This is a genomic window from Actinomyces naeslundii, assembly GCF_001956585.1.
In the GTDB taxonomy this organism is placed as follows: Bacteria; Actinomycetota; Actinomycetes; order Actinomycetales; family Actinomycetaceae; genus Actinomyces; species Actinomyces naeslundii.
This window is the reverse complement of the sequence record NZ_MSRR01000010.1, coordinates 38,749-59,066: the sequence shown is the minus strand read 5'-3', so window position 1 is coordinate 59,066 and position 20,318 is coordinate 38,749. Positions and strand designations below refer to the sequence as shown.

16 protein-coding genes and 1 pseudogene are annotated in these 20,318 nt (G+C 72.2%); 6 read left to right on the top strand and 11 right to left on the bottom strand.

What is annotated here, in order from left to right:
- Positions 1-68: 68 nt before the first annotated feature.
- The 5 genes from BKH33_RS05845 to BKH33_RS05825 all read right to left on the bottom strand — a co-directional run bounded on the left by BKH33_RS05845 (position 69) and on the right by BKH33_RS05825 (position 5,876).
- Positions 69-1,331 (bottom strand): threonine/serine exporter family protein, encoded by a 1,263-nt coding sequence (locus tag BKH33_RS05845; RefSeq protein ID WP_003784111.1) that lies wholly within the window; start codon positions 1,329-1,331, stop codon positions 69-71.
- Positions 1,298-2,947: an NAD-dependent malic enzyme gene (locus BKH33_RS05840; protein ID WP_003784100.1), complete on the bottom strand. Its 1,650-nt coding sequence runs from the start codon at positions 2,945-2,947 to the stop codon at positions 1,298-1,300. The genes BKH33_RS05845 and BKH33_RS05840 overlap by 34 nt, the downstream gene beginning before the upstream one ends.
- Before the next feature lie 154 nt (positions 2,948-3,101).
- The gene (locus tag BKH33_RS05835) at positions 3,102-3,962 is read right to left on the bottom strand and encodes a MurR/RpiR family transcriptional regulator (RefSeq protein ID WP_003784104.1); all 861 of its coding nucleotides are present in this window, start codon (positions 3,960-3,962) and stop codon (positions 3,102-3,104) included.
- A 247-nt stretch (positions 3,963-4,209) separates the two neighbouring features.
- The gene (locus BKH33_RS05830; protein WP_003784105.1) at positions 4,210-4,806 is read right to left on the bottom strand and encodes a DUF998 domain-containing protein; all 597 of its coding nucleotides are present in this window, start codon (positions 4,804-4,806) and stop codon (positions 4,210-4,212) included.
- A gap of 125 nt (positions 4,807-4,931) precedes the next feature.
- Positions 4,932-5,876 (bottom strand): hypothetical protein, encoded by a 945-nt coding sequence (locus BKH33_RS05825; RefSeq protein WP_003784107.1) that lies wholly within the window; start codon positions 5,874-5,876, stop codon positions 4,932-4,934.
- Between the two features lie 309 nt (positions 5,877-6,185).
- Here BKH33_RS05825 and BKH33_RS05820 point away from each other — a divergent pair, with 309 nt between their 5' ends.
- Positions 6,186-6,566, top strand: a complete 381-nt coding sequence (locus BKH33_RS05820) for a thioredoxin family protein (RefSeq protein WP_003784102.1) — start codon at positions 6,186-6,188, stop codon at positions 6,564-6,566.
- Positions 6,567-6,703: 137 nt separating this feature from the next.
- Positions 6,704-7,645: a macro domain-containing protein gene (locus tag BKH33_RS05815; RefSeq protein WP_075406335.1), complete on the top strand. Its 942-nt coding sequence runs from the start codon at positions 6,704-6,706 to the stop codon at positions 7,643-7,645.
- A gap of 12 nt (positions 7,646-7,657) precedes the next feature.
- Here BKH33_RS05815 and hemL read toward each other — a convergent pair whose 3' ends face one another.
- The 6 genes and pseudogenes from hemL to BKH33_RS05785 form a co-directional block, all read right to left on the bottom strand.
- Positions 7,658-9,112, bottom strand: a complete 1,455-nt coding sequence (hemL, locus tag BKH33_RS05810; protein ID WP_076142638.1) for a glutamate-1-semialdehyde 2,1-aminomutase — start codon at positions 9,110-9,112, stop codon at positions 7,658-7,660.
- A 112-nt stretch (positions 9,113-9,224) separates the two neighbouring features.
- Positions 9,225-10,274: a porphobilinogen synthase gene (hemB, locus tag BKH33_RS05805; protein WP_003785695.1), complete on the bottom strand. Its 1,050-nt coding sequence runs from the start codon at positions 10,272-10,274 to the stop codon at positions 9,225-9,227.
- Entirely contained in the window at positions 10,271-11,146 is an 876-nt protein-coding gene (locus tag BKH33_RS05800; RefSeq protein ID WP_081393822.1) for a uroporphyrinogen-III synthase, read from the bottom strand. Before BKH33_RS05800 ends, hemB begins: the two co-directional genes overlap by 4 nt.
- Positions 11,147-11,150: 4 nt before the next feature.
- Positions 11,151-12,269, bottom strand: a complete 1,119-nt coding sequence (hemC, locus tag BKH33_RS05795) for a hydroxymethylbilane synthase (protein WP_076142637.1) — start codon at positions 12,267-12,269, stop codon at positions 11,151-11,153.
- 129 nt (positions 12,270-12,398) lie between these two features.
- Positions 12,399-13,997 carry a protoporphyrinogen/coproporphyrinogen oxidase gene (locus BKH33_RS05790; RefSeq protein ID WP_076142636.1) on the bottom strand — a complete coding sequence of 533 codons (1,599 nt, stop codon included), beginning with the start codon at positions 13,995-13,997 and terminating at the stop codon, positions 12,399-12,401.
- 246 nt (positions 13,998-14,243) lie between these two features.
- Positions 14,244-15,527: pseudogene (locus BKH33_RS05785) on the bottom strand (uroporphyrinogen decarboxylase); the annotation flags it as partial.
- A 288-nt stretch (positions 15,528-15,815) separates the two neighbouring features.
- Here BKH33_RS05785 and BKH33_RS05780 point away from each other — a divergent pair.
- From BKH33_RS05780 to BKH33_RS05765, 4 genes are all read left to right on the top strand, one after another.
- Positions 15,816-17,393, top strand: a complete 1,578-nt coding sequence (locus BKH33_RS05780; RefSeq protein WP_003780638.1) for a glutamyl-tRNA reductase — start codon at positions 15,816-15,818, stop codon at positions 17,391-17,393.
- A complete protein-coding gene (locus BKH33_RS05775) occupies positions 17,386-18,867 on the top strand; it encodes a ferrochelatase (protein WP_081395420.1) in 1,482 nt (493 codons plus the stop codon). Before BKH33_RS05780 ends, BKH33_RS05775 begins: the two co-directional genes overlap by 8 nt.
- Positions 18,864-19,697 (top strand): hydrogen peroxide-dependent heme synthase, encoded by an 834-nt coding sequence (hemQ, locus tag BKH33_RS05770; protein ID WP_003784971.1) that lies wholly within the window; start codon positions 18,864-18,866, stop codon positions 19,695-19,697. The genes BKH33_RS05775 and hemQ overlap by 4 nt, the downstream gene beginning before the upstream one ends.
- Before the next feature lie 89 nt (positions 19,698-19,786).
- Positions 19,787-20,284 carry a Dps family protein gene (locus BKH33_RS05765; RefSeq protein WP_003784976.1) on the top strand — a complete coding sequence of 166 codons (498 nt, stop codon included), beginning with the start codon at positions 19,787-19,789 and terminating at the stop codon, positions 20,282-20,284.
- Positions 20,285-20,318 lie beyond the last annotated feature (34 nt).

The following is a 20,318-nucleotide window of genomic DNA, read 5'->3' as shown; positions in this document are numbered from 1 at the left end:
TTTCTGCACCGGTACGCGCAGGATGTCCCCGCCGGGAGGTCGCGCTAATCCCTACGGGCGGCATGTCCCTATCGAGCGAGGCGGATCCGTATCCGGTGGGGCACCACCAACCCGACTGCCATCGCCAGCACAATGGCGATGGCAGTGGCCAGGTCGCTCGCCGTCGCCTCCAGTACCGCCTCCGCGTGTGCCTTTCCCACCAGGCTCAGTGTCCCTGCGGCAGCGCGGAACAGGTACACGCCGGGTACAAGGGCCACGACCGCGGCGAAACCCGCCCCCGCGAAAGGAATGTGCCGTGAGTGGCACACCGGCGTGAGCAGGCCGCCCGCCACCAGGCAGGCCAGCAGAGAGGAGGCAGGCGCGTTCCAGTGCCACCACGTCAGCGCGACCCAGTGCGCCGCGTGCGCGAGCCCGCCGGCCAGGAACGCCCAGCCGAAGGTCCTGATCGGCATGGAAAAGTACACCGGGTAGCACATGGCGAGGACTGCGGCGGCCAGGACGTCGAGCCACAGTGGGATCGCGTCGGTCGTCGCGGTCAGCGGCAGGCCGGTGCCACCGATGAGCAGGCCTCCGACGACGCCCGCACTGATGGCCAGGATCGTCAGTGCCGCGTCCGCCAGCCGTGCCAGGCCCATGTCGTGGCGGCGCTCGGCGATCTCGATGGCGCCGTTGAGGACCTGGGGGCCGGGCACGAGCACCATCCCCGGACACACGGCCACGAGCCGAGCCGTGCCGGTCCAGCCGAGGTGGACGGCGAGTGCGCCGGCCAGGCCGCCGATAAGAGCGGCGGCAAAGGTCTGGGTGACTGCTGTCGTCCGCTCCGCCAGCGCGCGCCGCGCGAGGCCGCCTGCTCCCGCCGCGGCGAAGGCGAGGGTGACTGACGGCAGGTGGTGGGCCCCGAAGATAAGGGCCAGCAGACTCGCGCCGAGGCCCGCCGCCAGGGCGAGCATCCAGGTAGGGCTGGAGGGCTGGGTCCGTACCTCCTCCAGTAAGTCCTCCAGCTCGTCGAGGCTCAGGGCTCCGGTAGCACTCAGACGGCGCTGGATGAGGGACGCGCGTCCCATGTGCACCGCCACAGGGCGGATGGCTTGGACCGCGGCTACGGCCCCGTCGGCGTCGGTGAGCGTGACCTGCGACCAGGTGGGCAGCAGCGTCAACCGGGTGCCCAGCAGCTCGTTGAGCCGTTCAACGGTGGCCACCGCGGCGTGAGTGGACTGGCCCGAGTCCAGGAGCAGAGCGGCGGTCCGGGCGGTGAGCCCGGCCGCGCGCCGTCCCTCTGCTCCCGTCAGCCGGCGGCTCAGACCTCGACCTCGGGGTAGACCGGCTGCCACATGGCGTCCTGAACCGCCTGGATGAGGTTGTCGTGACTTGCGGTGGCGACGCCGTCGGCCTTGGCCTGGCGGGCGACCGCGACGGCGACCGTCGCCGAGGAGGCGCGCAGGTTCTCCACCGGAGGTAGGAGGGAGGTCCCCGGGGTGGTGGGGTCGACCTGGCTTGCGACGGCCTGTGCGGCGGCGAGCAGCATGCCGTCGGTCACCTGGCTCGCGCCGGAGACGATGACCCCCAGCCCCAGACCCGGGTAGAGCAGGGCGTTGTTGCCCTGGCCGATCGTGAACGTGGTCCCCTCGTACTCGAAGGGCTCCACCGGAATGCCGGTGGCGACCAGCGCCTTGCCGCCGGACCAGGCGATGACGTCGGCGGGCATGGCCTCGATCCGCTCGGTGGGGTTGGACAGCGGTAGAACGATGGGGCGCTCGACGCCGTTGCTCATCTCCTCGATAACCTCGCGGGTGAAGGCCCCGTGGTCCGTGGAGGTGCCGATGAGGATCGTGGGATGAACCCGGCGCACCGTCTCGAGCAGGCCGACTTTGCCGTGCTCGCGGGTCCAGTCCGCCACCTCGGAGGCCGGTCGCGCGTAGGCCTGCTGGTAGTCGGGCAGGTCCTCCATGTCGTCGGTGATGAGGCCCGCCCGGTCGATGAGCCAGATGCGGGAGCGCGCCTCGTCGGGGCTGAGCCCGTCGCGGACCATGCCGGCGTGGATCTGGTCGGCCATACCGGTGCCGGCGGTACCGGCGCCGTAGACGAGCAGCCGCTGATCGGCAAAGCTCTGGCCGGTGACCTTCATGCCGGAGACCACCGCGGCGATGACGATCGCACCGGTGCCCTGCATGTCGTCGTTGAAGATGCGGTACTTCTCGCGGTTGGCCAGCAGGATGCGGCGCGCGTTGGACGGGCCGAAGTCCTCGAAGTGAAGCAGTGCGTGGGGGAAGAGCTCGGCCGCGACGGACAGGTACTCGTCGATGAGCTCGTCGTAGCGCCGACCGCGCACGCGCGCGTGACGGTTGCCCAGGTAGGCTGGGTCATTGAGGAGGGCCTCGTTGTCCGTGCCGCAGTCCAGGTTGACGGCGATCGCCCGCTCGGGGTGGATGCCGGCGGCTGCCGTGTAGACGGCGAGCTTGCCCACGGAGATATCGGTGCCGTTGACGCCCCAGTCTCCGATCCCGAGAATCTCCTCGGCGTCGGAGACCACGAGCAGGTCGACGTCGTCGGGTCCCAGACCCAGGCCCTCCAGGGAGGGGCGCACGTCCTCAATACGGTCTACGGACAGGTAGATGGCACGCGACCGCCGGTAGTCACGGCTCCACTTCTTGATGGCCTCACCGACCGTGGGATCGTAGACGATCGGCAGCAGCTCGGAGAGATGGTCGGTGAGCACCCGGTAGTAGAGGACCTCGTTACGGTTGTGGAGCTGGTCGAGGAAGACGTACTTGTCCAGGTTCGTGGGCTGGGCGGTCAGCTGTGCGTAGGACCGAGCCGCCTGCTGGTCAAGGGTCTCGACGGCGGAGGGGAAGCGGCCGATGAGTCCGAGCCGACGCCGTTCCTCCTCGGTGAAAGCGGTGCCGCGGTTGGTCAGGGGGTCGGTGACGATGGTTGGCTTGGTCGGCATGTGGTCTCCTCAAGAGCGAGTGGAGCCGATCGTCAGTTTAGTGACGATGCTATTGGATTGTGGAAGTAAACTAACGCTCGTTCTTCTGAGACGTCCACCGGTACTGGTGCGATGGCGCATCGGCTGAGGCGGAGCTTGCCGGCTGGTGGAGCCGCTACAGGTAACCGCGCATGAGGGTGAAGGTCTCCTCGACCGTCTCGGCACGGAGGTGCTCGGGGCGCTCGGCCGCCACCGCGTCCAGAATCGCCTCGAGAACGACGAGTGTGGCCACCCGTGTCCGGAACGTCGCCTCCTGGGTGACTAGCGGCGTCGTCAGAAGGATGTCCGCCAGGGGCACGAGCGGCCCGGTGCGCCGATTGGTCAGGAGGATCGAGGTTGCGCCGCGTCGGCCTGCCAGGCGCAGCAGGGCTTCGACTGGAGCCGGGTGGCGGTCGAAAGTCGCAGCGAGGACGACGGCGTCGACCTCCAGTCCGGCCAGGGCGTGCGCCCAGTGGTCGGTGCCGTCCAGGATGGTGACACCGCCTCTGAGGTAGGAGAGCAGGAGACCGAAGTACTGCATGAGGGGTCGTCCCGTGGCGACGGCGCCCAGGTAGAGGGGGCGATCGGCGTCGCCGACCAGCTCGCAGGCGCGGGTGAAGGCCTCCGTATCGATCGCAGAGGAGCATCCGGAGAGCACCTCCTGAGCCGAGCCGACGCGTTGCTCAAGGACGGACTGGGGCGACGGCGCAGCGTCATCGTGCATCCGCCTAAGGCGCTCAACCGGTAAAGACAGCTCCTCGCGCACGCCGGCGCGCAGGCTGCGGCTCAGGGTGCGGAAGTCGGAGTATCCGAGCTTGCGCGCGAACCGGCCCACCGTCGCCGAGGAGACCCCTACGGCGCGGCAGATTTCCTCGAGGTTGAGCAGGGCGGCGCCGGGCAGGTTGTCCTCATAGAAACGGGCGACGTCGAGCTCGCGTGCGGTGAGACGGGCGGACGCGAGCCTGTCCAGGAAAGGATTGTCCTCAGATGGCTCCACGGCGTCCAATTTATCGGAGTCGCCAGGTCGGAGGCCGTCACCCGCGTTCGCGAAAGGTTATGACGCCGTCGGACGCGTCAGCGAGTCATGTACTAGGGCGCCGGATTCGTCTTGCCACGGGGACTTTTAACCCCGTCGGGGACAGAACTCTGTACCCGTACGCGCAGGATGTCGTCGGCTAGAAGGAAGCGCACCCCGACGCGTGGATTGTCCCCGTCCTCATCGGAGGACATGAGATGAGGGGGTGCTAGACCAGCAGGATCCCGGCCGCGGTGCCGAGGTAGAAGACGTAGACGGCCAGGAGGAAGATCCGCTCCGAGATCCCGAAGGCGTAGGGCCTCAGACGACGGATGACCAGTGCGGTTACCAGGGCGATGAGCGCGGCGGCGGTCACCCAGCGGGTCGCCCCGAGGAAGGACACCAGACCCTGCGGTGCGAGTGGGGCCAGCAGCCGGACGATGTTGCCCATGCACGAGTAGGCGATTGCGAACCACGCGATGGCGGCCACCAGGTGAAGGCGGCCGATGAGGGTGGTCGGCTGCCCCTCGACGTCGGTCGGCAGGAACGGCAGCGCCGCGAAGATGACGGCCAGAATCGTCAACCAGAGTGCCACGCCCTTCTCCGGCGTCGGTGGCCCGAGGGCGATGGCGCCTGCGAGTACGGCCCAGAACACCGCCGAGGTCCAGGTGATGGCGGTCGCGAGCCGGCGGGTCGGTCCGACGGCGTAGTCGCTCACGGCATGCTGCACGATGTTGTAGTCGCTGGGGACGAGGTGAAGGGCGATGAACATGGCCAGCCGCGCGACTCCCAGGACGAGAGCGACGGCGGCAAGGGCGGTCGTCATTGAACCGGTTCCTTCCGTGCGGGTGCGACTCGATGCTAATCCTTCCAGTCCTTTGCGGTCGGGGTGTTTTCCGTCGTGGCTGGTGCTGCCCCTCTCCTCGCGAACGGGGCAGGAGTTCCGCACCCCTAGGCGTGGGATGTCCCCGGCTGCGCGGGCTCCGACGTCACCTCGGGGGTGGGCTGATCCCGCTCGGCTGAGGTTCGTACCAGCTCGACGGCGCGCCAGACCTCGTCGAGCCGGGCCTCGACGAGGGAGCGGGCGTCGTCGAGCCGTGAGGGTTTCACCGTCAGGCTGAGCCGCGGGATGAGGACTGGTCTCCCCGGCTCGGCGCCTTTGGCGGGTGGGGTGTAAACGGCTTGTACCTCGACGCGGCCGCGGCGCGTCGGAACCTCCTGGACCCTGAGGTCGTCGCGGCCGGAGGGCAGGGGGAGGGTGAAGGACTTCAGGTCCGCAACCGCCATGCCGTGCGGCCTCAGGCGCACTGCGCTCGACCGGCGGCGCACGGCGGTTCGCACCAGGGCGACGAAGAGCACGATGTGGAGCAGGAGCAGGTCCAAGGTGGCCTCATCGACCAGCTCCTGGGCGGACTCGATATAGATCTCGGTATAGATCCCGATGTAGATCAGGATGTTCGGGACCGCCATCAGGGCGATCGGGCATGCCACCAACAGCACGCCTGCAAGCGTCGCCCACAGCAGGCCCGCTGTGCGCCTGCTGGGATCCTGCGCGACGTGGAGGAATCGCGCTGCCACGACGTCGCGGTGGGACATCGTGGCGTCCTTGGTCAGCCACCGGTCGATGCCCACGAAACAGAAGGCCGCGCCGAAGCAGAGGGCGGTCAGTATGAAGCTGTAGATGGTCGTCCAGGCGATCAAGTACGACGCAGGGGTGACCGCCCGACTTGGTTCGCCCAGGTCGGCCATCATGGCTTCGTCGACTTTCCCCAGGGTCCAGGAGGCACCGAACAGGACGAGTGGGTAGAGCGCGGAAAGGCCGACGGCGGCCAGAGCGCACAGGCATCCGAGCGCCTTGATGCCGGTGGTCGGGCGTGGTCGGGCGTAGAGCGCCATGGGTCACCTTCCTTGAAACATGACAGCGGGGCGGTCCTGGATTCGCGCTCCGCTCCGACGACGTCGGATGTGCCAGGGAGTCAAGTCTCCGGGTGACGGGCTCGTCCTGCCCATGGGGACCTCAGGACCGGCGAGGACATGAGACGCCGTTGGGGACATGTCCCGGCCGGGAGGGTGAGGAGACGCGTTGGTGCAGTACGACGGTGGGCCACGGCGGTGGAGCGCGACCGGCCCCAGGAATAGGGTGGGTCCTGAAGGTGTTGGCCGCAGTGGAACCGATCAGTATCCGCAGTCTTGAAAGGAATGCTCATGGCCACCAAGAACATCACCGGCCCCGAGTTCAAGGACACCGTCCACGGCGAGGGCATCACGCTTGTCGACTTCTGGGCCTCCTGGTGCGGCCCGTGCATGCGCTTCGGCCCCATCTACGAGAAGGCCTCCGAGGCCAACCCCGACATCACCTTCGCCAAGGTGGACACCGAGGCCGAGCATGACCTCGCCGGGGCCCTGGGCATCTCCTCGATCCCCACGCTCATGGTCTTCCGTGACAATGTGCTGGTCTACCGTGAGGCCGGCGCCCTGCCCGCCCCCGCGCTGGACTCCCTCATCACGCAGGTGCGCGAGCTCGACATGGACGAGCTCAAGGCCAAGATCGCCGAGGAGGAGGCCGCCTCCGGCGCTCAGGCCTGATCCGTCACGCGTGCGGGGCCGTCCTCCGGCTCCTCCTGCTGTTCGACGTCGCCCGGAAACCTGCCGTTTCCGGGCGACGTCGTCGTCTGTTACCCGGCTCGCCCAGTCAAGGGCAGAACATTACGTTTTGATATCCTATGATGGCCCGCGTGAAGTTGGAGTCCCACGTCAGTCACGCTGTCAGAGCCCGATGGGCGGTCCCCGTCGGCGCCTCGGGCCGCGACGCGCTGGTGCGCCACCTGGTCTACGCCTTCCTGCGCTCAGACCCCGAGGGCGCCACGGACTGGATCGACTCGACGGTCCCCACCGATCCGGACGAGCTGCGCACCATGCTCGACTTCCTCCTCACCGCCCGGCCCCCGGCGCCCCTGCCCGAGGACATCGCCGCCGACCTCGACACCCTCCTGGAGGCCGAGGCCACCGAGCGTGGCATAGTCGACGCCACCGAGATCCCGCCCCTGGCCATCACCGACCACGTGCCCGGTCTGCTGGGCCGCAACGTGGCCTTCTGGCGCGGCGACCTCACCCGGCTGCGCGCCGGTGCCGTCCTCAATGCCGCCAACTCCGGCATGCTCGGCTGCTTCGCCCCCGGGCACCGCTGCATCGACAACATCATCCACGCCGTGGCCGGGCCGGCCCTGCGCGCCGAGTGCGCCCGCTACATGACCTGGGCGGAGACCTTCGACCCCACCCGCCGCCAGGGCGGAGAGCCGGCAGGTCGGGCCGTCTTCACCGGCGGCTACCACCTGCCCGCCCAGCACGTCATCCACTCGGTGGGTCCCGTCATCGAGGATGGCCGCAAGCCCACGCTGCGCGACCGGCGCCTGCTGTCCTCGTGCTACACGAGCGTTCTCAACGTCGCGCACGCCGCGGGGCTGGGCAGTGTCGGCCTGTGCTCGCTGTCCACGGGCGTCTTCGGCTACCCCAAGCGGCAGGCCGCCCTGGTGACCCTGGAGACGATCGGCCGCTGGCTGGCGGCCCACCCCGACTCCCGGCTGCGCATCGTCATCAGCCTCAACGCCGACGTCGACGTCGCCGCCTACGAGGCCGCCCTCGCCCCGCCGCCCTGGCGGCCCTAGGGGACGGGGCCCTTAGCCCGCCTGGGCCCGGGCCGCGGCGCGCGCGGCCGCCGGGGCCGCGTTCGCGATCGCCTCCAGCTCTGCCTCGCCGTGGGCGGCCGAGACGAACCAGGCCTCGAAGACCGACGGCGGCAGGCTCACCCCGGCCTCGAGGAAGCCGTGGAAGAAGGGTCCGTAGCGCCAGGTCTCCTGGGCGCGGGCGGCCTCGTAGTCGCTCACGCCCCGCTCGGCCGGACGCTGCCCGAACATGAAGGAGAACAGCGAGCCCGCCCGCTGCACGCGGTGGGGCACGCCCTGCTCGGTCAGGGCCGCTGAGACCACCTCGCCGATGGTCCTGGCATGTTCGGTCACCGAGGCGTAGACGGCGTCGTCGGCCAGCTGGAGCGTGGCCAGGCCGGCCGCCGTGGCCAGCGGGTTTCCCGAGAGCGTGCCCGCCTGGTAGACGGGGCCGCCCGGTGCCAGCAGGTCCATGATCTCCATGCGTCCGCCGACGGCGGCCAGCGGCATCCCGCCGCCCACGACCTTCCCGAAGGTCACCAGGTCCGGCACCCAGGCGGCGCGCTCGCGCCAGTCCGCGTCCGGCCAGGAGGGGGCTGCGCCGGTGGCAACGGGCTCGGAGCCGAAGGCCGGCAGGTCCGAGGTCCAGCCGTCGACGGCCTCCAGGCCCCACCAGCCGGCCGGGCCCACGCGGAAGCCGGTGAGGACCTCATCGAGGATCATAAGGGCGCCGTGCTCGGCGGTGATGCGGCGGATCGCGGCGTTGAATCCGGGTGCCGGCGGCACGATCCCCATATTGGCCGGAGCGCCCTCGGTGATGACCGCGGCGATCTCGGGGCCGCGCTCGGCGAAGCAGGCCTCCAGGGCGGCGACGTCGTTGTAGGGCAGGACGATCGTCTGGGCGGCCACGGCCGCGGGCACGCCCGCGCTGCCCGGCAGACCGCCGGTGGCCAGGCCCGAGCCGGCCGCGGCGAGCAGGCCGTCGCTGTGCCCGTGGTAGCAGCCGGCGAACTTCACCACCAGGTCGCGGCCCGTGGCACCGCGGGCCAGGCGCACGGCCGTCATCGTCGCCTCGGTGCCGGTGGACACGAAACGCACCTTCTGCGCGGCCGGTACCCGACGGCGGACCTCCTCGGCCAGGAGCGTCTCCGACTCGGTCGGGGCGCCGAAGGACAGGCCGCGGGCGGCGGCGGCCTGGACCGCGGCGACGACCTCCGGGTGGGCGTGTCCCAGGAGCGCCGGGCCCCACGAGCCCACGAGGTCCACGTAGCGGTGGCCCTCGGCGTCGGTGACGTGGGCGCCACTGGCCGAGGCGATGAACCGCGGCGTGCCGCCCACCGAGCCGAAGGCGCGCACGGGGGAGTCGACGCCCCCGGGGATGACGGCGCGAGCCGCCTCGAACAGGGTGGTGTTGGTCGCGTGAGTCGCGTTGGCGGGGGCGGAGGCTGCGGGCTGCGGCTGCTGAGTCACGGTGATCCTGTCGATGAAGAGACTGGTCAGGGCCGGTTCGGGAGGTGGCCTCGCGCCGGCCGGGGCTGATTCACAACCTACCGGAACGGTCCTGCCCTCCGTGGCTCTTGTATCAGCGCAGGGCCGGGTTCTCGGCGATCTCCCTGGCCCAGTAGGTCAGGACCATGTCCGCCCCCGCGCGCACGATCCCCAGCACCGACTCGGCGATGACGCGCTCGCGGTCGACCCACCCGCGCTGCGCGGCCGCCTCCACCATCGCGTACTCGCCGCTGACCTGGTAGGCGGCCACCGGCACCGGTGAGGCGGCGGCGACATCGGCGAGCACGTCCAGGTAGGGGCCGGCCGGCTTGACCATGACGATGTCCGCTCCCTGCTCGACGTCGAGCATCACCTCGCGCAGGCCCTCGCGGCGGTTGGCCGGGTCCTGCTGGTAGGCGCGCCGGTCCCCGGTGAGCGTGGAGCCCACGGCCTCCCGGAACGGCCCGAAGTAGGCCGAGGCGTACTTCGCCGAGTAGGCCAGGATCGCGACGTCATCATGGCCGGTGGCGTCCAGGGCGGCGCGGATCGCGGCGACCTGCCCGTCCATCATCCCCGAGGGCGAGACCATGTGCGCCCCGGCCTCCGCCTGAGAGATGGCCATCGCCTGGTAGGTGGCCAGCGTGGCGTCGTTGTCGACCTCGCCGGCGCGCGGGCCGTCGGGGCGGATCAGCCCGCAGTGGCCGTGGCTGGTGAACTCGTCCAGGCAGGTGTCCGCGCACACGACGACGTCGTCCCCCACCTCCGCGCGCACCGCCGCGATCCCGCGGTTGAGGATGCCGTCCTCGGCCCACGCGGAGGTGCCCGACGCGTCGCGCTCGGCGGGCACGCCGAACAGGTCAATGGCGCCGATGCCGGCCTCGGCGCAGGCGGCGGCCTCGCGACGCAGCGAGTCCAGCGTGTGCTGGACGACTCCCGGCATCGCCTCCACGGGGTAGGGGGTGTCGATGTCCTCGCGCACGAACACCGGCAGGATGAGAGCGGCCGGGTCCACGACGTGCTCACGTGCCAGGCGCCGCATCGCTGGGGTGGTGCGCAGGCGCCGGGGCCGCATCGTGGGGGCCTGCGGGTCGGGGACGGAACGGCGCGACAGGAAGTGGGCGGCCGGTCGAAGGGCGTCGGTCATGAGGTGCTCCTGGATGGGGGAGTGGTGAATATTGCTGGATCCGGCGTCATGGCGGCGATGACGGCCCGAAGAACGCCCTCGGGCGTGGGGGAGGGGGCGATGGCGGCGACCGGCAGGCCGAGCTCGCGGGCGGCGGCCGCGGTGGTGGCGCCGATGGTCACGAGCCGGGTGGTGGACGGGGGTGGCCCGAGCAGCTCCAGGACGGCCCGTGTGCTGGACGGAGCGGTGAGCACGACCGCGTCCACACCGCTGGCGGCCCACGAGTCGTCCAGGCCCGGGGGCAGGTCGCAGGCACCGGCCGTGACGGTCGTGTAGGCCGAGACCTGCTCCACCTCCCAGCCCGCCCGACGCAGGCCGTCCGCCAGCGCCGGGTCGGCCAGGGCCGAGGCCGGCAGCAGCACCCGCTTCGCCGCACTCGGAGCAGGCGGGGGGCCGACGAGTACGGGCTCCTCCAGGAGGGCGGCGGCCGAGCCCCGGGACACCAGGTCGGGGGCGGCGCCGGTGAGCTCGGTCCAGGCGCGTGCGGTCGCCGGCCCGACGACGGCCACCTGCAGCGCCGAGGGCACAGGAACGTGCAGGTACGGCGCCAGTGCCTCGACGGTCCGGGCCGAGGTGAGCACCAGCCAGGCGGCCTCGCCCGCCACGATTCGCCGCGCAGTCGCCTCCAGGGCCGCAGTCTCCCCCGGAACGGTTCTCGTCACAGCGGCGCGTTGTACCTCCGCCCCGGCCCGCTCCAGCGCCGAGGCGATGCGATCCGGTTCCTTGACCCGCGGCAGCAGCACGACCTGTCCCGCCAGCGGTGCGTCGGCGGCCTCGCGGGGCTCGTCCGGCGGGTGGCGGAGCAGGTGGTTGCGTGAGGTGGACTCGGCCATGGCCTCAGTCCCGTCGGGGCTTGTTGGCGTGCAGGTCGACGATCTCGGCAGCACCGTCCTCCAACAGGACCTCAGCCGCTCGGACACCCAGCGCCTCAGCCGCCCGAACCGCCTCCACCGCTACGTCCCCCGGAGTTTCCAGGCTCACAGCGGCCTCGGGCAGCTCGGTGCTCAGCTCGCAGCCGACCTCCTGTCCGCCGTCGAGCGAGGTGACCACCGCCCGCAGCGCGAGCACCCGCGGCTCGCGGCCGCCGCCCCTGAGGTGAGCCCAGGCCCCCACCGGCGCCGCGCAGCCCGCACCGAGCCGGGCCATGAGCGCCCGTTCCGCCGTCACCGCCAGGCGCGTGGGCTCGTCGTCGAGCACCGCCACCGCCCGGGCCAGCACGGTGGAGCACTCTCCCGCCCTCGCCTCCACGGCCAGGGCACCCTGAGCCGGCGCGGGCAGCATCGTCTTGAGGTCCAGGATCTCGCTCGCGAAGTGCTCCAGTCCCAGGCGTCGCAGCCCCGACAGGGCGAGCACCACCGCGTCGAGGTCGCCGGTGGCATCGGCCCGGCTCGGCGCAACCGGCTCATCGGTGCCGACGCCGACCGCCTCCAGCCCCCGTACCCGCGCCAGGCGCGTGGGCACGTTGCCGCGCAGGTCCACCACCTCCAGGTCCGGGCGGGTGGCCAGCAGCTGGGCGGCCCGGCGCGGCGAGCCAGTGCCCACGCGGGCCCCGTCGGGCAGGGCGGCCAGGGTCAGCCCGTCGCGGGCGCACAGGGCGTCGTGCGGGTCCTCGCGCGGCGGCACGCAGATGACCTCCAGGCCCTCGACCCGCTGCGTGGGCAGGTCCTTGAAGGAGTGGACCACCAGGTCCACCTCACCGTCCAGAAGCGCGTGGCGCAGTCGGGCCGCGAAGACCCCCACCCCGCCGAGCTGTCGCAGGGGGGTGCGGTCGCCGTCGCCGTCCGTGCGCACGGTGACCAGGTCGATGTCCAGACCATCACGCCGCGCGTCGGAGCCCTCGCTGGGAGCGCCGGCCGCCATCAGCGCCTCGGCAACCTGCCCGGACTGGGTCAGCGCCAGGCGCGAGCCGCGCGTGCCCAGCCGAATCCGTCCGGAGTCCGTCCCCGTCGTGGTCATGAATCCCCTCCTCGTGCGCGGTTCTCATTCGTCGCGTTCGTACCGTTGGGCTCGACCTCGTACCGAGGGGGTACGAGCTCGCGACCTAATATACGAACGCGACAACGTCCCCCGTCCTGGCGCGTCGCCTCACTCATCAGGCGAGCCCACCAGGCGTCCGGCGGCGGCGCGGGCGTGCCCGACGACGGCCGCGATCCCGGTCCCCGCCACCCACGCTCCGGTGACCTCCACTCCCGCGACCGACGTGAGCAGCTCCTCCAGACGGGTCGTGCGCTCCCGGTAGGCGGGGGTCACCGGTGGCAGCGTCCCGTCCCAGCGCACCAGCATGTGGTCGATCACCGCCTCCGGCTCGATCCGCACCCCGGTCAGGGCGGCGACGTCGGCCAACGCCACCGACAGGTCCACCTCCGGGCGCGGCCGGCCGGGCCGGCCGTAGGACAGCCGCAGCGCGTGGACGTCCGGTCCGTGCAGCGCGCGCAGCTCCTCGTCGACCCACGGCCACTTGGCGCTCAGGTGCGACAGCGCCTTGGCCTGGGCCGGGCAGGACACCTCGTGTGAGGCCGCCTGCTCCTCCGGCGCGACGAGCAGGCCCGATCCCACCGGTTCCCCGCCCAGCCCCGGCGCCCGGGCCACCAGCGTGAAGCGCGCGATCGGCGCCCCCACCGGCACGGTCAGGTCCGTGGCGCTCGCGGGCAGCCCGGGAACCCCCCGCAGGAGGCGCAGCGCTGCACGTGCTGAGCAGGCCAGGATGACGCGGTCGGTGTCCACGACCTCCTCGGCCCCGTCCGGCACCGGCTCGTCCGACGGCGTCGGCCCCCGCCGCGTCGGCGCCATCCCCACCCGCCAGGCGGAACGACGCCTGCCCTCGCTGTCCTCGCCGCCGGCCGGCCGCAGCCACTGGGCGCCGGTGCGGGTGCGTACGCTCCCGCCACCGGCCTCGATCGCCTCGCGCAGCGCGTCGGCGAGCCGGAACAGTCCGCCCTCGACGGCCGCGTCCACGCTCCGTCCGCCCGCCCCGTCCCGGCGGGCCCGACGCCGCTCCAGCACCGCCGCCACGGCGGCACTCAGGGACCCCTGCTCCGCCGTGGCCCGCCGCAGGCCCGGCACAACGACGTCGGCGGCCAGGTCCGCCGGGTCCGCCGAGTGGATGCCGGCGACGATCGGGCGCACGAGCCGGTCCAGGACGCCGGTCCCCATCCGCGCGGACACGAAGGAGGCCAGGTCGGCCGGATCCTCAGGGCCGGTTCCCACGGTTCCGGGCAGGTCGGCGTCCTGCGCGGCCCGGCGCGCGGCGGCCTCCCCGATGATGGCGACGACGTCGGACGCCAGCGGGTCCGCGGGGATCCCCAGGTAGGCGTCGTCGGGAAACCGGTGCAGGGCCCAGCCGGACGGCTCCTCGCCGTCGCCCGGTGCCAGCGGCGGCAGGAAGAGCCGGGGCCGACCGTGCGGGGCAGCGGTGCGCAGACCGAGCTCGGCCAGCATCGAGGTGGCCGCCTGGCCGCGCACCACGAAGCCCTCGGCTCCCAGGTCCATCCGCACCCCGGCGATCGGCCCGGCCGCGACCAGCCCGCCGGTGTAGCCGCGCGCCTCGATGAGCAGCGGCCGCAGCCCGGCGCGCACCAGGTCCCAGGCCGCTGTCAGCCCCGCGATCCCGCCGCCGACGACGAGTGCGTCCCACCGCTGGGCCGGTGTCTTGCGGCCCTCGGCGTGCTGCGCGTGCCCAGCCATTCAGTGATCTCCCCGCTCGGGGCGACGCGACGTGCGGGCCAGCGGCCTTCCACCTGGTCCCCGCGGCGCATGCCGGCCCGGATCCTGCCGGTCCTGCCTGCTGACGCTCCGCCCGCCGGCTGCCGCCCGCGCCTCCTCGTCCGAGCCTGGTCCGGCGCAGGCTCCGGTGTCCGCGGTCGTCCCCGCCGCAGCTCCCGCCCTCGTCTCCGCGACGGCGTCCCAGCCGGCCAGCGCCACGGCCTCCCAGTCGGCCGAGCCGTGCACCCGCGCCACGATCCGGGTGAGCACATCCGCATCGGTGGCCGGCGGCACCCCGTGCCCCAGGTTGACCACGTGTCCTGGCGCCGCACGCCCGGCGGCCAGGACCGCATCCACCTCCTCGGCCACCAGCGGCCACGGCGCCGCCAGCAGAGCCGGGTCGAGGTTGCCCTGAACCGGGCAGGGCCCCGCCTGCGGGTCGGCCTGGGCCAGAGTCTCGATCGCCTCACCGAACTCGATGCGCTCATCGATCCCGACGGCGTCGGCCCCCTGCCGCATGAGCCCCAGCAACCGGGCCGTTCCGGTCCCGAAGTGGATGAGGGGCGCAGCCTGACCGGTGGTGGGGGAGAGCGCGCCCCGGGCCGTCTCCAGCGCGAGCCCCGAGTAGGGCGCCACCCGCTCGCGGTAGGTGCGTGGCGACAGCGAGCCCGCCCAGGAGTCGAAGAGCTGGGCCGCGGCCGCCCCGGCGCGCACCTGAATGGCGATGAACTCACCCGTCAGGCGGGCGCACCACGTCATGAGCCGGTCCCAGGACTCGGGGTCGGAGCGCATGAGCGTGCGCGCCGCCAGGTGGTCGCGGCTGGGCCGGCCCTCGACGAGGTAGGCCGCCAGCGTGAAGGGCGCCCCGCCGAAGGCGAGCACCGGCGTCCAGCCGGCCGGCCCGGCGCTGTGCTGCAGTCCCGCGCGCGCCCGCTCACTCAGGCCCTCATGCACGCCCGGCGCCTGAGGGCTGCCGAGCTCGATGACGACGCGGTGCACCGCCTCCTGGACCGCCGCCACACCCTCAGCGCCCGCGGTGCCCCGTGCATCGGGGCCGTCGCCGAGGCGGTGGGCGACCAGCTCACTCACCTCGCCCGCGCTGCGCACCGGGGCGTCCAGAACCGGCCCCACGCCCTCCTCGATCCGCACCCCTACGCCCGCCAGGCGCAGCGGCACCATGATGTCGGAGAAGAGAACGGCCGCGTCAACGCCGTGGCGGCGCACCGGCTGCAGCGTCGCCTCGGCCGCGAGCCCCGGGTCCAGACAGGCTTCCAGCATCGAGACGCCGGCGCGTTCCCGCAGCGCGCGGTACTCCGGCAGGGACCGGCCCGCCTGACGCATGAACCACACGGGTGTGCGGGCGGGTCGCCGGCCCGCCAGCGCCTCCAGGATCGCGGGGTGAGCGGTGGTTCCGACGCCCTCCCCCCGGTTCCCGATGCCGTCTGTCTCCCGGCCCGTCCCCGCCTCGATGCCGGTCGGATCGGGTTTACGGGCCGCCTGCTCGCGCTCGATTGAATTGTGTGAAGCCTCGGTGACGAAATCGCTATTACCGGATGAAGAATGCTGACGCCGCGTATTCTCCCCGCGATAGGGGAACTGAATGTGAGACATACTCGATTGCCTCCTGTAAGCAGTGGTCAGAGAGGGTTTATTTCGCGTGATGATGCGATGTTCTGGATATCGGTCAGGTGATGACAGGGTGTCAGAAATATGGTGGTGACACATTGTCTTGACGTTGGAGTGCGTCGCCACGCCGCTATTGTGCCCGCACGCCGCAGTGATGTTTCAATAGCGCTCGCTGTGACTACTCATCTTCTCTCCGCCGACTACCGACTGCCGGGCCTCGACGTCGTCGCCCGGCTGGGGGCGGTCGCCCCAGGGCTGGGCCCGGACCTCCTGGAGGCGGTCCCCGCGCTGCGCGGGGTCGTCGTCCTGTCCACCTGCAACCGCCTGGCCCTCCTGATCGACGCCGACTCCTGGGCCGACACCGGGTGCCCGGCGGCCCTCCACCCACTGCCCGGCTCCGCCGTCCACGGCTCGGACTCCCGCACTTCCGCCACGCACGGCTCCGCCGCCTGGGCCTCGTCCGCCGACGCCGCGCCGTCCGGCCTGGGTGAGGCCGTGGCATCCTTCCTCGCCGAGCGCGCGGGCCTGGCTCCGGGGTCCCTGCGTCTGTCCCACCTGGCCGGCGCGGCCGCTCGCCGCGAGATGCTCGCCATCGCCGCGGGCCTGAGCTCCATGGTGGTCGGCGAGGCCCAGATCGTCGGCCAGGTCCGCCGTGCCGCCGAGACCGCCGCCGCCGAGGGCACACTCAGCCCCGACCTCGTGCGAATCATCGAGCGAGCCTCGGCCACCGCCCGCCGGGTTGCTCACGATACCGAGCTCTCCAGCCAGGGTCGCAGCGTCGTCGCCGTCGGCATTGATCAGGCCGCCGGCCATCTGCCGTTGCTGACCGGCTGCCGCGCCCTCATCGTGGGCACCGGCTCCTACGCCGGGGCCACCGTCGCCGCTCTGCGCGCCCGCGGCCTGACCGACATCGCCGTCTTCTCCGCCTCCAACCGGGCCGAGGCCTTCGCCGCCGGCCACGACCTGCGCGCCGTGCCCACGGACTCCCTGCCCGAGGCCATGGTCCGGTCCGACCTCGTCGTCACCTGCCGTGGCGTGGGCGGACCGGTCCTCACCGCCGACGTCGTCGCCCCCGTGGCCGCCGAGCGGCTCCGCTCGGCCGGGGGCGCCGGCCGCCCCCTGGTCATCCTCGACCTGGCCCTGACCCGCGACGTCGACGAGGCCGTCCGCGCCCTGCCCGGCGTCGTCCACCTCGACCTTCCCGGCGTGCGCGACGCCGTCCCCGACGCCGAGGTCCGGCAGGTCGACGCCGCCCGCGCCATCGTCGACGCCGAGGCCGACGACTTCGAGCGCACTCTGGCCGGGCGCAGCATGGACCCGCTCATCACCACCCTGCGCTCGCACGTCGGCAAGATCGTCACGGAGGAGATCGAGCGCCTGCGGCCGTTGCAGTCCCGGCTGCCGGCCTCGACCGTGCCCTCGGTGGACGGGCGGGCCGAGGCCCGTGTGGTCGCCGGCGGGGGCGTGGTCCGCGCGAACAGCGCCTCTGGTGCCGACGGGACGGTCGCCGTCTCGGTGGCCGCGTCCGAGACCGCCTCAGAGGCCGCTCCCGAGGCTCCCTCCCAGGTCTCGGAGGAGCCGGTCATCACCCTGGCCCAGGCCGAGCGCGCCCTCCACCACCTGGCCGCCCGCCTCCTCCACCAGCCTACCGTCATGGCTCGCCGTGCCGGCCAGGACGGCCACGAGGATGCTTATCGCCAGGCCCTCGAGCTCGTCCTCGGCCTGGATTCCGTAGGAGGAACCCATGACTGACGCCGCCGCGCCCGTGCCCGACCTCTCCGGAATCCCGGCCAGTATCCCGGCCACTGACCCGCTGGCCCCCTACGACGCCGTCCTCCTGCTGTCCTACGGTGGGCCCCGCCGTCCCGAGGACGTCCTGCCCTTCATGCGCAACGCCACCGCCGGCCGCGGTGTGCCCGACTCGCGCCTCCTGGAGGTCTCCGGCCACTACCAGGGATTCGGCGGCGCCTCCCCGATCAACGCGCGCAACGCCGAGCTGCGCGATGCCCTCCAGGCCCGCCTGACCGAGCGCGGCTCGACGCTGCCGGTCGTCGTCGGCAACCGCAACTGGCACCCCTTCGTCAGCCAGGCCCTGCGCGAGCTCGCCGACACCGGTGCCCGCCACGTCCTGGCCCTGCCCACCGCCGCCTTCGGCTCCTACTCCGGGTGCCGCCAGTACCGCGAGGACCTGGCCGGTGCCGCCGCCCTGCTCGCCGCCGGAGCGGACGGCTCCACCGGTGACGGCTTCGAGGCCGACGCCGCCGCCCGGGTCGGCGGAGAGGGCGGCGCCCCCGTCGACCTCACCGTGGACAAGACGCGTCCCTACTACAACACTCCTGGCCTGCTGGAGGCCAACGTCGACGCGATCGTCGAGGCCTACGGCGCTCTCGCCGAGCAGGGGGTGGCCGCAGCGGACGTACGCCTCGTCCTCGTCACCCACTCCATCCCCCTGGGCATGGAGACCAGCTCCGCCCCGACCCCCGAATCCGACGGTGCCTCGGAGTCGGCTGGTGCGGGACAGCCCGCCGGGCGGCCAGCTGGACCGCGCGAGCCCGGCGTCGCCGCGGACCTGTCCACGGAAGTCTCCTACGTCGCCCAGCACAGGGCCCTCGCCGCCATCCTCGTGCCCGAGGTCGCCCGCCGCCTCGGCCTGGAGGAGGTGGAGTCCGACCTCGTCTACTGCTCGCGCTCCGGCCCGCCCCAGGCCCGCTGGCTCGAGCCCGATGTCAACGACCACCTCGAGGCCCTGGCCGCCGGGCAGCTCATCGACGGCAGCCCCGCGGACCGTCCCGGTGGCGTCGTCGTGGCCCCCTTCGGGTTCATCTCCGACCACATGGAGGTCGTCTTCGACCTCGACACCGAGGCCGCCCAGACCGCCCGTGATCTGGGGATGCCGTATGCGCGCGCCGCCACCGTCGGCACCCATCCGGCCTTCGTCGACTCCCTCGTCGACATCCTCATCGAACGGGCCGCCGTCGCCCGTGGTGAGGACGTCCACCCCGCCTCGACCACCGGCGTCGGCCCCTTCCACACCGTCTGCCCGCCGTCCTGCTGCCGCTCCGGCACCCACCATCCCGGTCGGCACAGTCGCCATGGGGCCGACGGCGCGACCCACGAGTCCGCGGTCGGGCATCAGCCGGCGGCGGGCGGATCGTGCCGGCCGGCATCTGTCGAACCCGAAAGCCTCAAGCCCGCCAGCTGCGGAAGGATGAAGGAGAAAAGATGAGCACCGACACCCACGGCCAGCACAGTGGTCACCCCGGCGGTCACCCCGGTGGACACAGCGGACGTCCTGCCGAGGGCGGCCTGCACCGCTTCGAGGACGAGGAGCGCCGCCCCCACCGCGATCCGCGTGACGCCACCGACGTTGACCTCGAGGCCATCAACAACCAGTACCACTACACCCTCTACGCCGTTTTCCGCCTGACCCGGCCGCTGCCCGCCTCCCAGCCCGAGCGCGAGCAGCTCCTGGGTGAGAGTGCCGATTTCATCGAGGCCGGCGGCGTGACAACCCGCGGCTGGTACGACGTCGGGGGCCTGCGCGCTGATGCCGACCTGCTTGTGTGGTGGCTCGACGACGACCCCGAGGTCCTCCAGAACGCCTACCACCGCCTGCGCGGCAGTGCGCTGGGCCGTTACCTGGAGCCGGTGTGGTCCTGCATGGGGCTGCACACGCCCGCCGAGTTCAACCCGCGCCACGTGCCGGCCTGCCTGGCCGGGGTGGCGCCGCGCGACTGGGTCATGGTCTACCCCTTCGTGCGCTCCTACGAGTGGTACCTCCTCGACCCCGAGGAGCGCTCGCGCATGATGGCTCAGCACGGGCGTCATGGCTTCTCCAAGTACCCCGACGTCAAGGGATCGACCCTGGCGACCTTCGGCCTGAGCGACTACGAGTGGATCCTCGGCTTCGAGGCCGACACCCTCGACCGGCTCGAGGGGGTCCTGCACCACCAGCGCTACACGGAGGCGCGCATGCACGTGCGCGTGGACACGCCCTTCTACACCGGGCGCCGCGTCAGCCCTCAGGAGTGGGCCGAGCGCCAGCCCTGGGCCTGACTCCCCGCCGGCGGCCGGCCGGGCGCGGTACGTGCGTTTCTCTCTCAGCGACCGGCCGGCTCCGGAAAAAATGGCGTAGGGTGAGTCGCATGAGTGCAGAGACTGCAGCAACACCGTCCGTATCCTTCGCCTTCACTGCCTCCGCCGCCCTGAGCGACAGCCTCCAGCGCGTCCTGGTCGACCTCATCGCCCTGGGGGTGACCACCAAGCAGGCCCACTGGAACATCGTGGGTGAGAACTTCCGCGACCTTCACCTGAACTTCGACGAGGTCGTCGACATCGCCCGCGAGGGCTCCGACGAGGTCGCCGAGCGTATGCGGGCCATCAACGCCGTCCCCGACGGCCGACCGGCCACCGTTGCCGCCGGCGCCACCGTCCCGAGCCTGCCCAAGGACGAGATCACCGTCTCCGAGGGTGTGGCCTACGTCGTCTCCGCCATCGAGGCCGTCGTGTCCACGCTTCGGGGCGTGCACGACGCCGTCGACGACGAGGACCCGGCGTCGGCCGGCATCCTGGAGGACCTGACCGGCAAGCTCGAGCAGCAGGCCTGGTTCATCTCCTCTGAGGACCGCAAGCCCGTGCGCTGAGCATGGCGGCCCATGGCCGACGACGGCGGGCGAC